The organism is Knoellia sp. AC549, from assembly GCF_979258975.1.
The window spans coordinates 138,454-153,176 of the sequence record NZ_OZ409890.1; the positions used below are offsets into that span (position 1 = coordinate 138,454).

Consider the following 14,723-nt stretch of genomic DNA (forward strand, 5'->3'; position numbering starts at 1 on the left):
CACCTACGATGGCGAGGTGACCGACCCGAGCGAGCACCCGACCCCTGACGCGCTCCCGGACGGGCCCGCGACCGACCGGTGGATCCACCTCGAGGGCGTCGTCAACATGCGTGACTCGGGCGGGCTCCCGACGCGCGACGGCGGCACGATCCAGCCGCGCCGGCTGCTGCGCTCGGACAACCTCCAGGACCTCAGCGAAGCCGACGTCCGCGAGGTCGTCGACGTCCTCGGCGTGAGCGACATCGTGGACCTGCGCAGCGACACCGAGGTGAGCACCGAGGGGCCGGGCCCGCTCTGGGCGGTCGAGTCCCTCACCCACCACCACCACTCGCTCTTCGGCGACGGCCGGGCGGTCACGGCCGAGCAGGCCCTCGCGATGCCCGAGCACTCCCAGCGCCCGACCCGCGATGCCCAGTTCTGGTCCGAGCACTACCTCGGTTATCTCGCGACCCGCCCCGACTCGATCTCCGCCGCCCTCGATGTCGTCTCTCGCAGCACCGGTGCCACCGTCATCCACTGCGCCGCAGGCAAGGACCGCACGGGCACGGTGGTCGCTCTCGCGCTCGACGCGGCCGGGGTCCCCCACGACGCGATCATCGAGGACTACGCCCTCACCGGCGAACGCATCGAGCGGATCATCGCCCGCCTCATGCCCAGAGACCTCTATGGCACCGCCCTGCGCCAGCAGAGCGTCGACGACCAGCGGCCCCGCCCCGAGACCATGCGCACCATCCTGGACACGGTGCGGGACGAGTTCGGTGGCGCCCACGGATGGCTGCGCGACCAGGGCTGGACGGACGCAGACATCGACCGGCTGCGTCAGCGGCTCACGTCGTGACCACGGCCCACCCGGTGCTGTCCGCTCCTGCTCCGGACGAGCGGCCTCGCAACCGCAGACGGGCGATGCGGGTCCTGCTCGTCAACACCGACGACCGCCTGCTCCTCTTCGGTGACAGCGACCCGGGCATCGTCCCCACGCCGACGTTCTGGATCACTCCGGGCGGCGGCGTCGACCCCGGGGAGAGCGACCTCGAGGCGGCCGTGCGTGAGGTCGCCGAGGAGACGGGCCTTTCCATCGCCGAGTCCGACCTCGTCGGCCCACTCGCCGAACGAGTCGTCGTGCACGGCTACAGCGACGTCGTGACGACCCAGGACGAGCTGTTCTGGTTCGTGCGCTGCGCACCGTTCGAGGTCTCGACCGATGGTCACACCGAGGTCGAGATCGCGACGATGACCGCACACCACTGGTGGACCCGGTCCGAGCTCGAGGTCACCGACGAGGACATCTGGCCGCGCGACATCCTGCGGCTCTGGGACCACGTGGCTGCCGACGGCACCGCCCCTGCCGAGGTCTTGGACCTCGGTCAAGTGGACGAGTCGACGGTCGCGCCGGGATGAGCGCGAACCGTCGGCGTCAGCTCGGGTCGTACGGCTCGAGCGCGAAGACCGGGATGAGCCGCTCGGTGTTGCGCTGGTACTCGGCGTAGTTCGGGAACGCCTCGACGCACCGCTCCCACCACTCGTCGCGCTCGGCGCCCTCCAGCTCACGGGCCTTCGCCACCCACGTCCGGTCGCCGTCCTGGACCTCGAGGACCGGGTTCTTGCGCAGGTTCGCGTACCACTTGGGGTGCTCGGGCGCCCCACCCTTGCTGGCCACGGCGGCATACACACCGTCGTGCTCGACCCGCATGAGCGGGACCTTGCGGACGGTGCCGGTGACGCCGTTCATGGTGAGCAGCACCACCTGCAGGCCCATGATGTCGACGGAGCGGGTGGTGCCGGTCTCCTCGATGGTCTCGACCTGCTGGCGGACCCACTCGCTGGGGCTCGGGACGTATGTGCCGGTGATGGTCATGCCACCACAACACCACACTCGACCGAACTATTCGCTACTTCTTCTTCTCGCTCACATAGATCGTGATGACGCCCTCGACGACGGGTGTGCCGTCCTCGCGGATGGCCCTGACGCGCACCTTCACATCACCGGGCTGGTCCCAGTCGGCCGGGTCGGTGTCGGCGGTGCAGAGCAGGTCGGTCGTCGACTTCGCGGTGTAGGCGACCTCCATCCCCTTGGGGATCCAGCGCCGGTCCTGGGGCGTCGTCGCCTCCGCGAGCAGCCCCATCGCCGCCTCGAGGCCGTTGCACACGGCGATCGCGTGCACCGTCCCGATGTGGTTCTGGACCGCGCGCCGCTTCCTGATGACGAGCGCGGCGTGGTGCGGGCGCACCTCACGGACCTGGGGCCGCACGGTCCAGAAGTAGGGCGCCTTCTGCGCGAAGAGGAAGGAGAAGGCCTGCTTGCCCAAGGGCAGCGAGGTGAGCTTGCGGTACAAGGCGAAGGTGTCCGGCATACCGCAATGTTACTGCCCGGTATGCCGTCCGCCCACCGCTCGTGGCGTCCCTCACCCGAGCTGTCGCGTGGGCTTCTCACCCAATTCCCCCGTTTCACACGGGTGTGAAACGGGGGAATTGGGTGAGAAACGCACGGCTCAGGGGGGCGGGCTACTTCTTCTTGGTGTCGCCGTCGTCGGAGGACAGGGCGGCGATGAAGGCCTCGGGCGGGACCTCGACGGTGCCGATGTTCTTCATCCGCTTCTTGCCGGCCTTCTGCTTCTCGAGCAGCTTGCGCTTGCGGCTGATGTCACCGCCGTAGCACTTGGCGAGGACGTCCTTGCGGATGGCGCGGATGTTCTCTCGGGCGATGACCCTGGCACCGATGGCGGCCTGGATCGGCACCTCGAACTGCTGGCGCGGGATGGGCCTCCAGCTTGCCGGCCATCATGTTGCCGTAGGCGTAGGCCTTGTCCTTGTGGACGACCGAGCTGAACGCGTCGACATTCTCGCCCTGGAGCAGGATGTCGACCTTGACGAGGTCGGCGACCTGGTCACCGGCCTCCTGGTAGTCCAGCGACGCGTAGCCGCGGGTGCGCGACTTCAGCTGGTCGAAGAAGTCGAAGACGACCTCGGCCAGGGGCACGGTGTAGCGCAGCTCCACTCGGTCCTCGGAGAGGTAGTCCATCCCCTGCAGCTGGCCACGCTTGCCCTGGCAGAGCTCCATGATCGCGCCGATGAACTCGCTCGGCGCGAGGATCGTCGCCTTGACGACGGGTTCGCGCACCTCGGCGACCTTGCCGTAGGGGAACTCGCTCGGGTTCGTCACCACGATGACCGAGCCGTCGTCCATCGTGACGTCGTAGATGACGTTGGGCTGGGTCGAGATGAGGTCGAGGTCGAACTCGCGCTCGAGGCGCTCGCGGACGATCTCGAGGTGGAGCAGACCGAGGAACCCGCAGCGGAAGCCGAAGCCCAGCGCGACCGACGTCTCCGGCTCGTAGACCAGGGCGGCGTCGTTGAGCTTCAGCCGGTCGAGAGCGTCCCGCAGGAGCGGGTAGTCCGAGCCGTCGATCGGGAAGAGCCCGGAGAAGACCATGGGCTTGGGGTCCCGGTAGCCGCCGAGGTCCTGGTCGGCAGGCTTGCGCTCGTTGGTCACCGTGTCACCGACGCGCGACTGGCGCACGTCCTTGACGCCGGTGATGAGGTAGCCGACCTCGCCGACCCCGAGGCCCTTGCCGGGCACCGGCTCCGGGCTGATGACACCGATCTCGAGGAGCTCGTGCGTCGCCCGCGTGGACATCATGATGATCTTCTCGCGGGGGTTGAGGTTGCCGTCGACCACGCGCACGTAGGTCACGACGCCGCGGTAGGTGTCGTAGACCGAGTCGAAGATCATCGCTCGCGCCGGAGCATCGGGGTCGCCCACGGGGTGCGGGATCTGGGTGACGATCGCGTCGAGCAGCGCCTCGACGCCGACGCCAGTCTTGCCCGAGACCCGGAAGCAGTCGTCAGGCTCGCACCCGATGAGGCGGGCGAGCTCCTCGGCGTACTTCTCGGGCTGCGCCGCGGGGAGGTCGATCTTGTTCAGGACCGGGACGATCGTGAGGTCGTTCTCCATCGCGAGGTAGAGGTTCGCGAGGGTCTGGGCCTCGATCCCCTGCGCCGCGTCGACGAGGAGCACGGCACCCTCGGACGCCGCGAGCGAGCGCGAGACCTCATAGGTGAAGTCGACGTGGCCAGGGGTGTCGATCATGTTGAGGATGTAGTTGCCGGAGGTGCCGTCGGCACCCACGCTCTCCCACGGCATACGCACTGCTTGGCTCTTGATCGTGATGCCGCGCTCGCGCTCGATGTCCATGCGGTCGAGGTACTGCGCGCGGGCAGCGCGGTCGTCGACGACGCCGGTTATCCCGAGCATGCGGTCGGCGAGGGTCGACTTGCCGTGGTCGATGTGGGCGATGATGCAGAAGTTGCGGATCGCCTCCGGCGGCGTGGCGTGCGGCTGCAGCACGGTGCGGGCACGGGGAGACACAGTCGGTTAGGTCCTCGAGGTGGCGGAACGGGAGTCGGGACAGTCTCCCACGACTACGTCACCTGCCCGAACCCCGACGGTCCGGCTCGCGGCTAGCCTCGGGCCATGCCTGCCTATCCCGGAGACTTCGTCGGCCCACTCGATCCGGTCTATCGTCCCGAGCCCGACGGGGCACCGGATGCCGGCGAGGTCGTCTGGGCCCGTGTGCCCTATGAGGACGACGCCGCCCAGTGCAAGGACCGACCCGTGCTCGTCCTCGGCTGGGACGGCGCCTGGGTGCTGGGGATGTATCTCACGAGCAAGGACCACGACCGCGACCACGAGCAGGAGCGCCGCGCCGGCCGCCTCTGGGTCGACGTCGGGCCGGGCGGCTGGGACAGCAAGGGGCGCCCCTCCGAGGTGAGGGTCAACCGCATCGTCCGCATCGACCCGGCGACGATCCGGCGCGAGGGTGCCGTGCTTGACCGGGAGCGGTGGGACGAGGTCATGACCGCCCACCGCGAGCACGGGACTCCGACGCTCGACAGCTGAGCCGGACGACACGTGCGAGGGCCCGTCACCGTGGTGGTGACGGGCCCTCGTGCGCTGTGGAGCCGGAGCGGCTCGGGTCAGCTGGTGCGTCAGCTCAGAGGCTGGCGGCCTTCTTGGCCATGGCCGACTTCTTGTTGGCCGCGTTGTTCTTGTGCAGCACGCCCTTGCTGACGGCCTTGTCGAGCTTGGTCGACGCAACCTTGAGCGCGTCCTTGGCCTCGTCGACCTTGCCGGCCTCCGCGAGGTCGCGGAACTTGCGGGCAGCGGTGCGGACGTCGGACTTGACCGCCTTGTTGCGCTCGGTCGCGACCTTGTTGGTCTTGATGCGCTTGAGCTGGGACTTGATGTTTGCCACGAAGAAATATCTCTCTGGTGAGGTCGGTGATTGCCGTAGAGGGCGGCAGACGCGGTTCGGGACCGGGAGTGGGGACACCCTTGCGTGAACCGCTTCTGGATGGAGCAACGTGCGCGCACGACCTGAGCGCGCACGCAGGGAGCAAATCTACCAGCGGCCGACGGAGATGAGCAAAACGCGGGTATGCCGCGTGCTCCCCCGCCGCTCAGCCGTCACCTGCCGCCTTCTCGCGGGTGATCGTGAGCACGGCTCGCTCGACGGCATAGACCGGGTCGCGCCCACCGCCCTTGACCTCGAAGTCGGCGGCCGCGACCGCCTGGAGGGAGCGGGCCAGCGCCTCGGCGGTCCAGCCCTGGAGCGAGCGCCGAGCCTTGTCGACCTGCCACGGGGCCATGCCCAGGTCGCGCGCCAGGTCGGCCGAGCGACCTCGCCCTGCGGAACCGACCTTGATGAGCTGGCGCAGCTGTTGGGCCAGCACAGCGACGATCGGCACGGGGTCGACGCCGACAGCGATGGCGTGGCGCAGCAGGCGCAGCGCCTCGCCCGCGTCTCCGGCGACGGCAGCGTCGGCCACCTTAAAGCCGGTCGCCTCGACCTTGCCACCGTGGTAGGTCAGGACGACCTGCTCGTCGATGGTGCCGGTCGAGTCGGCGATGAGCTGTTGGCAGGCCGAGGCCAGCTCACGCAGGTCCCGGCCGATGGCGTCGACGAGGGCCTGGACGGCCTCGCCGGTCGCACGTCTCCTGGCTCGCCGGAACTCGTTCATGGCGAAGTCGGCCTTGTCGCGGTCGGTCTTGATCGCGGGGGCGTCGATGAGTCGCGCGCGCGACTTCTTGAGCGTGTCGAGGACCTTCTTGCCACGGTTGCCGCCCTTGTGGGTGACGACCAGAGTGACGTCCTCCGGTGGCGCTGCGAGGTAGGCGAGGAGGTCCTGCTGCAGCTCGTCGGTGGCCTCGTCGAGGTCGTGGACCACCACGGCCTTGTCCCCACCGAAGAGCGACGGGCTGGAGTGGACCATGAGCTCGCCCGGCTCGTAGGCACTGGCGTGGAGGCGGATGACCTCGACGTCAGGGGCGTGCTCCTTGATCAGCTGGATCGTCTCGGCGAGACCCCGCTCGGCGAGGACCTGCTCGGGCCCTGCGATGAGGACGAGCGGCGGGACCCGGCGCTGCACCTCGACGAGATCACTCACGACGGTCACTCTGCCACGGAGGTATGACGCCGACGACGCCACCAGATGAGCAACCCGATGCCGAGGACAACGAGGGCGATCTCCTTCCACCACCACGCCCACCACGCCGTCGACGTGCCGACGAGGGTGAACGACGGCGAGCCGTTGAGGGCGTCATCGGCCCAGATGATCCGGTGCACCCCCACCGACGGCTTGAGCCTGACGAGCGGCGCGCGCGGCTCGTTCATCCAGATAAGATGGACGTGCTGTTGTCCTGCGTCCCCTCCGACCAGGGCCACAGGTCGACCTCCCCGCCACGAAGGGCCGAAGTTGATGTTGTCGACCTCGTTCCAGACAAGGCTGGATGCGGGATCTCCTTCGAAGGTCACCGGGCTCAGGTCGGGGAGCGAGACCCCGGCGAGCCAGGACCGCGACCCGTCGGCAGAGACGGACACCCAGAGCGTCCCGTCGTCTCGCACCGACCCCCACCATTGACCGTTCAGGGACACGGGGACGGGAAGCCCGCGGACATCGATCCGACCGAGCTCGCTGACGCGCCCGGTCGAACGACTCCACACCATCAGCTCAACGTTCTCGTCGCCCGAGGGCGCGTCACTGGCATCCACCGTCCGGCCCACGAGACGGTCATCGTCGATCCAGCCGATCGCTTGGTCGATACCGTCCACCTCTCTCACTGAGGCTGTGCCTGTGGCTGTCTCCAGGACGATCGGGCCTCCGAGAGTGGGCACCACCATGGACTCACCGGACGGCGAGAACACGGCCGGGGACTGCATCACCACGGCGTGCGGAGCCCCTGCAGCCCTTGGTGACTGACTCTCAGGAGACTGCATTTGTACATCCGAGAGGGTCCACCACCTGCCCTGCTGGAGGTCGCGGATGACCCACCGGTTCTCCGGCATCTGGAGGTAGGCCACGCGCTCACCGTTGGGTGAGACGGCAGGGAAGGTCTCGCCTGCAGAGCTGCTCCCTTGCAGTCGACGGCGCTCACCGCGAGCCGAGAGGGCCTGCCACTCCCCCTCTCCCGACTCGACGTCCATCACCTGGACAAGTGCCGACACCGGGTCAGCCTTGTCCGTCAAGTCGCGCACCCACCACTGGTGCCCGATGCGTTGAGGGTATGCCGTGACACCGGTCCGCTGCCCGCCGTCGGCCGGGAGCGAGCGGTCCGGGACAACCGTGGACGTGCCGAGGACGAGTGCGGCGACGACAGCAAGAACAGCCAGCATCCCCGCTCCGCTCACTGCAGCGCGGAGTGTCCGGCGTCGTCGTCCGCGCCGCCAGACGTCGTGAACGTGCCGTGAGGGATCGTCCAGACGGTCGGGCGCCCCCTCGGCAGCGTCCCGCATGAGTCGCGTCAGGGTGTTCATCACGGCTCCTTCGAAGCGGGTGCCAGTTCTGCCATGAGGGCGGGATTGAGCTCACGCAGCCGAGCCAGCGCATGTCGCGCCTGGGACTTCACGGTGTTGACCGAGCATCCGAGGACCGCAGCGGTCTGCACCTCGGTGCGGTCCTCGAGATAGCGGAGGACCAGGACGGATCGCTGCTTCGGCGTGAGCCGAGCCAGGGCCTCCATGAGCGCGAAGCGAAGATCGTGGTCTCGCACGGTGCGCGCGGCGTCAGGGGCCTCGGCGACCAGACGTTCAGGACGGCGTTGCTGCCGTCGCCAGCTGTCGATGTTGAGGCGGTGCAGCACCGTGCGGGCATAGGCCATCGGGTCCGCGTCGTGCCGCTGGATCGAGCTCCATTTGGCCGCCATGCGCACATGCGTCTCCTGCACGAGGTCCTGCGCACCGTGATGGTCGCCCGTGAGCAACCAGGCAACACGGAGCAGGGGCGTCGTGCTCGACTGCACGAACGCCTCGAACTCCGCATCAGGTCGGGACCAGCTCATGACCACCTCTGGACCCTGTCACGACGGGGGCAGCAGGTTTGGGTGGATGCGAAGCTCAGACGCAGCGTGGAAGACGGTCATGGACCCGTCCGGCTGGCACGCACGGCATCGACGCAGATCGCCTCGACGTCATCGAGGACCCCCTCACGCGAGTCCGACGGGTCCCTTGGTCGTGTCGGGCGCTCCCGTGGTCATGCTGCCGTCACCCCCCTTGGGGAACCACGGGCCTGCCACCATCTCCCTTGCGACAAGGACTGCCACGAGCAGTGCGACGACGGCCACGACCACGCCCACGGTCAGCGCGGCGCTCCGCATCACCCGGCGGGGTCGTCGGGACGGGGTGGGCGGTCGAGGACCGTCGGAGGCTGCCACGTCAGTCGAAGCTCAGGGTGACGCCCGAGCCGGCCTCGATGCCCAGTCCTTCTAGCCGGCTGGCGACGACCTCGGCGGGGAGCTCGAGGGACTCGCTCAGCTCCTCGACGTTGAGGCCCAGCTCGACGCCGTCACGCAGCTCCTCGTCCTCCTGCTCGGTCCACGCGTGACCCTGGGTCACTGCCGTGCGCGACGACGGGGCCGGTGGCGGAGCGACGGCAACGGGACGGGTGTCGGTCGCATCGACGGCTCCGCTCGTCTCGGCGTCGCCCATCGTCGTGCCCTTGACGGCGCCGGTGAGGCCCCGCAGGGCCGGGTCGGCGACGTCGAGCGGTGGTGGAGCGGTCTCGTCGAGTCGCTTCAACGCGTTGAGGACCAGCGCGCGGTCGGACGTGGGCCAGAACGGCGGGAGCGAACGCTGGAGGAAGCCGGCATACCGCGCACTCATCATGCGCGAGTCGAGGAAGGCGACCACACCGCGATCGTCACCCCGACGGATGAGGCGACCGGCGCCCTGGGCGAGGCGCAGCGCGGCGTGGGTGGCGCTGACCGCCATGAAGCCGTTGCCGCCCATGCGCGCGATGGCCTGCGAGCGCGCCGACGCCAGTGGGTCGTCGGGGCGTGGGAACGGGATGCGGTCGATGATGACGAGCTGGCACGACGAGCCGGGGACGTCGACGCCCTGCCACAGGCTGAGGGTGCCGAAGAGGCAGGTGCGAGGGTCACGGGCGAACTGGCGCACGAGGGTCGAGATCTGGTCCTCGCCCTGGCAGAGCACCGACAGCTCCCCGTCCAGGTCCTTCAACCGCTCACGCATCTCGTCCGTGGCCGCGCGGGCAGCGCGCATCGACGAGAACAGACCCAGGGTGCGACCGCCCGCCGCCCGCACGAGCGCCTCGATCTCGTCCATCGTCTCGGGTGACGCTCCGTCCCGCCCCGGCGGCGGCAGCTGCTTGGCGACGTAGGCGATGCCCTGCTGGGGGTAGTCGAACGGGCTGCCGACATCGAGGCCCGTCCACTTCGGCGAGCCCTCGCCACGCAGCCCGATCGTGCCGGCGACCGCGTCGAAGGTGCCGCCCAGCTCGAGCGTGGCCGAGGTGAGCACGACGGTGCGGTCCTCGAAGATCTTGTCGCGCACCAGCATGGCCACGCTCATGGGAGCAACGCGCAGCACGCTCCCCCGCCGCGGGTCCTTGCTCACCCAGACGACGTCGAGGTCACGCTCCTCGAGCACCCGGGACGAGTTGTCGTTGAGCTCGTCGATGGCAGCGCGGGCGATCTGACGTGCGCCGTCGACCTCCTGGCCGGGAGGTGGCTTGAGCTCGGTCTGCACCTGACGCGTGGTGTCGCGCAGGCGTGCCAGGGCGAGTCCGAGGTTGTCGGGTATGCCGGTGAGTCGCCCCTCGGGGATCTCGTCGAGGACCGACTCGAGGAACGTCCCGGCGTCATCGACCATCTCGCTCGAGTCGGCCTGTCTGCCAGCCCGTTTGGCCGCGTTGCGGACCATGGCCGGTGTGACCTCGTCGGTGATCGTCGCGGTGACGCGGTCGACGAGCTCGTGGGCCTCGTCGATGACGAGGACGTCGTGCTCGGGCAGCATCTGCCGCCCCTCGAACGCGTCGATCGCCATGAACGAGTGGTTGGTGACGATGACGTCGACACCCTTGGCTGCCTCGCGCGAGCGCTCCACAAAGCACTCGGCGACCATCGGGCACTTGCTGCCGAGGCACTCCTGCGCGCTGACGGAGACCTGACGCCAGGCCCGCTCGGAGACACCCGGCACGAGCTCGTCCCGGTCGCCGGACCCGGTCTCGTCGGCCCACTCCCGCAGCCGGACGACCTCCTTGCCGAGGCGTCCGGCCTGCTGGTCGACGTCACCGACGCCGAAGAGGCCCTCCTCGTCGTCGGGGAAGCCGCCCTCGAGCTTGTGGGCGCAGAGGTAGTTGCGCCGCCCCTTGACGATCGCGTAGGTCGGACGCCGGCCGAGGAGCGGCTCGAGGGAGTCGGCGACTCGGGGCATGTCCCGGTCGACGATCTGTGCCTGGAGGGCGAGCGTCGCCGTCGCGACGACGGCGGGCTTCCCCGCGTCGATGGCATGCTGCACCGCGGGGACGAGGTAGGCGAGGGACTTGCCGGTGCCGGTGCCGGCCTGCACGAGCAGGTGCTCGCCGGTGTCGACGGCGTGCGCGACCGCCTTGGCCATGCTCACCTGCCCGGGCCGCTCGCTGCCCTTGACCCCGCTGACCGCTGCGGCGAGGAGGTCGTCGAGGGTCGGCACCGAGACAGCCTATGCCGACGGGCGGACAGCCCGGCGCCGTCCATCCACAGGCGAGTCGGACGAAGGGCGACGCGGGCACGCAAGGCGAGCGGACGGCATACCGGCGTGTCTGTGGCTTTCTCACCCAATTCCCCCGAAACTCACAGACGAGCTGGGTGAGTTTCGGGGGAATTGGGTGAGAAACGCACGGACGAGGGTGGGGGTCAGACGGCGCCGGGCTTCTGCATGAGTCCGCCGTCGGCGATGATCGTCGTTGCGGTGATGTAGGACGCCGCCTCGCTCGCGGCGAAGCACACGACCCGACCCATCTCCTGCGGTGAACCGATGTAGGACAACGGGATCGCGTCCGTGAGCGCCTTGGTCTGCGCCGGGGTGTCGTCGGCGTTGATCGAGGTGTTGATCGCCCCCGGTCCGACACCGACCACGCGGATCCGGTCGGCGCCGAGCTCGACGCCCGCCGTGCGCGTGAGCATGCGCATGCCGCCCTTGGAGATGCAGTAGGCGAGATCGCTCGGCATCGGCCAGTCCTCGTGGGTCGAGGTGATGTTGATGATGACGCCGCCGTCGCCCTGCCGGCGCATCTGCTCGGCGGCGAGCTTCGAGCCGAAGACCGCGCCTTTGAGGTTGATGCCCATGAGGAGGTCGTAGCTTCTCCTCGGTCAGGGTCGCCAGCGTCTGGTGGAACTCGACCCCCGCGTTGTTGACCATGACGTCGAGGCGGCCGTAGGTGTCGACAGCCGTCGCGACCAGCCTCTCGAGGTCGGCGACCCTGGAGACATCGGCCTCGCAGCCGACGGCCTCTCCCCCGGCGGCCTCGATGTCCGTGACGATCGCGTCCGTGGCCTCGGGGTGCGACACGTAGTCGATGACGACCCTCGCGCCCTGCGCGGCTGCCTCGCGCACGATGCCCTCGCCGATGCCGCTGTTGCCGCCGGTGACGATGACGACCTTGCCCTCCAGCGGGCGGGTGCCGCTCTGGGTGGAGCTTCCGGTGGGGGTCATGTGTCGATCTCCTCGCGCAGCGTGTCGGGGGTCGTGCAGATGAGGTGGGCCACGAGCGCGGTCCACCCGGTCTGGTGCGAGGCGCCGAGCCCGACGCCGGTGTCACCGTTGAAGTGCTCGCTGAAGGTCGGGTGTCCGTCCCACAGCGGTCCGGCCGGGTGCTCGCGCGGAGTCCCCGGACGCCGGCCCTCCTCGCCGGGGAGGAAGAGCGAGATGAGTCGCTCGCGGATGCCGATCGCCGCCTCCTCTAGCGGCACCCGGTGACCCGAGCCGGTCGGGAACTCGACCTCGACGTCCCCGCCGGCGCCCTCCGCGAGCACCAGCAGCGCGTCGAGGATGAGGACGTTGGTCGGAAACCAGATGGGTCCTCGCCAGTTGGAGTTGCCGCCGAACATGCCGGTCGAGGACTCACCGGGGTCGTACTGGATGTGCACGCTCGTCCCACCCACCTCCAGGTCCGTCCCGCCCCGGTAGGCGGCCGACAGCGACCGTATGCCGTGCGGCGCCAGGAACTCGTCCTCGTCGAGGAGCCGGCCCAGGATCGCCTCGAGGCGCGAGCGCACCACCGGCGTCAGGCTGTTGTGGACGACGTCGCCGTCCTGGCTGTGCAGGAGCGAGTCGGTGAGGTCGGGGCGCCGCTCCTGCAGCCACCGCAGGCGTGAGGTGAAGTCGGTCAGCTCGTCGAAGGCCCAGGCCGGGACGTTCGCGACGGCGATGAGCGGGAGCAGCCCGACGAGGGAGCGGACACGGACCGGGGACCCGTTGCCGTCCTCGTCGACGAGGACGTCGTAGAAGAACTCGTCGGTCTCGTCCCACAGCGAGATGCCGTGTGTCCCGAACGTCTCCATCGCCTCGGCGATCGAGAAGAAGTGCTCGAGGAAGGTCGTCGCCAGACCGTCCCAGTCGCGGTCGAGACGACTCAGCTCGAGCGCGATCCGCAGCATCTGCAGACAGGTGAAGGCCATCCAGCTCGTCGCGTCGGACTGCTCGAGCCGCCACCCGTCGGGGACCTCTCGCGACCGGTCGAAGACGCTGATGTTGTCCATGCCGAGGAAGCCGCCCTCGAAGAGGTTGGAGCCGTCGGAGTCCTTGCGGTTGAGCCACCACGAGAAGTTGAAGAGGAAGCTGGTGAAGACCCGCACGAGGAAGCCCCGGTCCCGGGCGCCGTCGAGGACGTAGACGTGCCAGGCGGCCCAGGCGTGCACGGGTGGGTTGACGTCGCCGAACTGCCATTCGTATGCCGGGAGCTGGCCGTTCGGGTGCTGGCTCCACTCCCGACACATGAGGAGGAGCTGGTTCTTGGCGAACGCCGGGTCCATGTGGGCGATGGCGACGGTGTGGAAGGCGAGGTCCCAGCAGGCGAACCAGGGGTACTCCCACTCGTCGGGCATCGAGATGACGTCGGCGAGTGCCAGGTGGGACCACGACGTGTTGCGGCCATGGGGCTCGCGGGCTCGGCGCGAGTCCGGCGGAGGCGGACCGGCCGGGTCGCCCTCGAGCCACTCCTGCACGTCGTAGCGGTAGAGCTGCTTGCTCCAGTTGAGCCCGGCGAAGGCGCGGCGCGCCACGAGCCGCTCCTCGTCACCCGTGTGCTCCGGGATGACCGCCCCGTAGAACGCGTCGGCCTCCGTGCGGCGAGTGGCCAGGATGTCGTCGAAGCCGCGGCCGAACGCCCCTTCGAGCGGCGGCGCGTCAGATGCACCGTCGACCCACGCGTCGTCGTGCAGCCGCAGTCGAACCGTCACCGTCTCGCCGGGCGCGACGGCGTCGAAGCGGTAGCGCAGGGCGACCTTGGTCCCGCGACCGTCGGTGGCGAGCAGGCTCGGGTCACCGTGCACGATCGCCCGGTCGACGGCGTTCTTGGGGTGGAAGCTGAGGCTCTCACCGTCACCGAAGACCTCCGGCACGTTGGTCTCGTTGTCGCAGACCAGGACCTCGGGCGAACCGTCCGCGAGAACGTGGATGACACCGATGTGGGCGTGCGTGGCTCGCAGGACGACGGTGTCGGCGGGCGTAGCCGGAAGCACCTCGATGACCGGCTTGCGATCGTCACGTCCCCAAGCCCAGGTGTTGCGGAACCAGAGCTGCGGGACGAGGTCGAGCGGCGCCGGGTCAGGTCCGTGGTTCGTCGCCTCGTAGGTGATGCAGACATCCCCCGCCGCGGCCTTGGCATGCGTCGTGACCACGTCGAAGAACCGGTCCTCGTCGAGCACACCGGTGTCGACGAGCTGGAGCTCGGGGACGTCGCGTCCACGCGCCACACCACCCTCGCGCAACGCGGCATACGGGAAGGCAGCCTGTGGGTAGCGGTAGAGGTGTTGCGCCCAGCTGTGGGTGGGCGTGGCGTCGAGGTGCCACCAGTACTCCTTGGCGTCCTCGCCGTGGTTGCCCTCGCCGTTGGTCAGGCCGAAGTAGCGCTCCTTGAGCCGGTCGTCCTGCCCGTTCCACATCGCGATGGCGAGGTTGAGGAAGCCGTAGCGGTCGCAGAGTCCCGCGATGCCGTCCTCTCCCCATCGGTAGGCGCGGGCGTGGGCGTGGTCGAACGGGAAGAACGACCACGCGTCACCGTCGGCGGAGTAGTCCTCCCGCACGGTCCCCCACTGGCGCCCGGAGACGTAGGGGCCCCAGGCCCGCCAGGCGTCTCCGTCGTGCGGCGAGGCGTCGAGCCGCCGGTGCTCCTCGGTCCGGGGCCGGCCCTCGGGCTCGACAGACGTCATGCGCCCCACTGTGGCACGC

General features: G+C 69.3%; 13 protein-coding genes and 2 pseudogenes. 3 read left to right on the forward strand and 12 right to left on the reverse strand.

The window, feature by feature from the left end; all coding sequences use genetic code 11:
* The first annotated feature begins 16 nt into the window (after positions 1-16).
* Together ACZZ98_RS00680 and ACZZ98_RS00685 are read left to right on the forward strand one after the other, a co-directional pair.
* A complete protein-coding gene (locus ACZZ98_RS00680; RefSeq protein WP_463514486.1) occupies positions 17-838 on the forward strand; it encodes a tyrosine-protein phosphatase in 822 nt (273 codons plus the stop codon).
* Positions 835-1,398 carry an NUDIX hydrolase gene (locus tag ACZZ98_RS00685; RefSeq protein ID WP_463514487.1) on the forward strand — a complete coding sequence of 188 codons (564 nt, stop codon included), beginning with the start codon at positions 835-837 and terminating at the stop codon, positions 1,396-1,398. Before ACZZ98_RS00680 ends, ACZZ98_RS00685 begins: the two co-directional genes overlap by 4 nt.
* A gap of 16 nt (positions 1,399-1,414) precedes the next feature.
* On the opposite strand, the gene ACZZ98_RS00690 is transcribed toward ACZZ98_RS00685, so the two are convergent.
* The 3 genes and pseudogenes from ACZZ98_RS00690 to lepA form a co-directional block, all read right to left on the reverse strand.
* Complete coding sequence (locus ACZZ98_RS00690) at positions 1,415-1,855, reverse strand: nitroreductase family deazaflavin-dependent oxidoreductase (RefSeq protein WP_463514488.1); 441 nt, start codon at positions 1,853-1,855, stop codon at positions 1,415-1,417.
* Positions 1,856-1,889: 34 nt separating this feature from the next.
* Complete coding sequence (locus ACZZ98_RS00695; protein ID WP_463514489.1) at positions 1,890-2,351, reverse strand: hotdog fold domain-containing protein; 462 nt, start codon at positions 2,349-2,351, stop codon at positions 1,890-1,892.
* Positions 2,352-2,502: 151 nt separating this feature from the next.
* Positions 2,503-4,366: pseudogene (lepA, locus tag ACZZ98_RS00700) on the reverse strand (translation elongation factor 4).
* Positions 4,367-4,471: 105 nt separating this feature from the next.
* Here lepA and ACZZ98_RS00705 point away from each other — a divergent pair.
* A complete protein-coding gene (locus ACZZ98_RS00705; protein ID WP_463514490.1) occupies positions 4,472-4,897 on the forward strand; it encodes a type II toxin-antitoxin system PemK/MazF family toxin in 426 nt (141 codons plus the stop codon).
* 94 nt (positions 4,898-4,991) lie between these two features.
* Here ACZZ98_RS00705 and rpsT read toward each other — a convergent pair whose 3' ends face one another.
* The 9 genes and pseudogenes from rpsT to ACZZ98_RS00750 all read right to left on the reverse strand — a co-directional run bounded on the left by rpsT (position 4,992) and on the right by ACZZ98_RS00750 (position 14,704).
* Positions 4,992-5,252: a 30S ribosomal protein S20 gene (rpsT, locus tag ACZZ98_RS00710; RefSeq protein ID WP_009775331.1), complete on the reverse strand. Its 261-nt coding sequence runs from the start codon at positions 5,250-5,252 to the stop codon at positions 4,992-4,994.
* A gap of 205 nt (positions 5,253-5,457) precedes the next feature.
* Positions 5,458-6,453: a DNA polymerase III subunit delta gene (gene holA / locus ACZZ98_RS00715; RefSeq protein ID WP_463514491.1), complete on the reverse strand. Its 996-nt coding sequence runs from the start codon at positions 6,451-6,453 to the stop codon at positions 5,458-5,460.
* A complete protein-coding gene (locus ACZZ98_RS00720; protein WP_463514492.1) occupies positions 6,450-7,811 on the reverse strand; it encodes a hypothetical protein in 1,362 nt (453 codons plus the stop codon). The genes holA and ACZZ98_RS00720 overlap by 4 nt, the downstream gene beginning before the upstream one ends.
* Positions 7,811-8,335, reverse strand: coding sequence for a SigE family RNA polymerase sigma factor (locus ACZZ98_RS00725; RefSeq protein WP_463514493.1), 525 nt, complete (start codon positions 8,333-8,335; stop codon positions 7,811-7,813). The genes ACZZ98_RS00720 and ACZZ98_RS00725 overlap by 1 nt, the downstream gene beginning before the upstream one ends.
* A 144-nt stretch (positions 8,336-8,479) precedes the next feature.
* Entirely contained in the window at positions 8,480-8,707 is a 228-nt protein-coding gene (locus ACZZ98_RS00730; protein ID WP_463514494.1) for a hypothetical protein, read from the reverse strand.
* A 1-nt stretch (position 8,708) separates the two neighbouring features.
* Positions 8,709-10,985 carry an ATP-dependent DNA helicase gene (locus ACZZ98_RS00735; RefSeq protein WP_463514495.1) on the reverse strand — a complete coding sequence of 759 codons (2,277 nt, stop codon included), beginning with the start codon at positions 10,983-10,985 and terminating at the stop codon, positions 8,709-8,711.
* Positions 10,986-11,188: 203 nt separating this feature from the next.
* Positions 11,189-11,620 (reverse strand): SDR family oxidoreductase, encoded by a 432-nt coding sequence (locus ACZZ98_RS00740; RefSeq protein WP_463514496.1) that lies wholly within the window; start codon positions 11,618-11,620, stop codon positions 11,189-11,191.
* Between the two features lie 67 nt (positions 11,621-11,687).
* Positions 11,688-11,987 (reverse strand): annotated as a pseudogene (locus ACZZ98_RS00745) (SDR family NAD(P)-dependent oxidoreductase); the annotation flags it as partial.
* Positions 11,984-14,704, reverse strand: coding sequence for an MGH1-like glycoside hydrolase domain-containing protein (locus tag ACZZ98_RS00750; protein WP_463514497.1), 2,721 nt, complete (start codon positions 14,702-14,704; stop codon positions 11,984-11,986). The pseudogene ACZZ98_RS00745 and the gene ACZZ98_RS00750, both read right to left, overlap by 4 nt.
* Positions 14,705-14,723 lie beyond the last annotated feature (19 nt).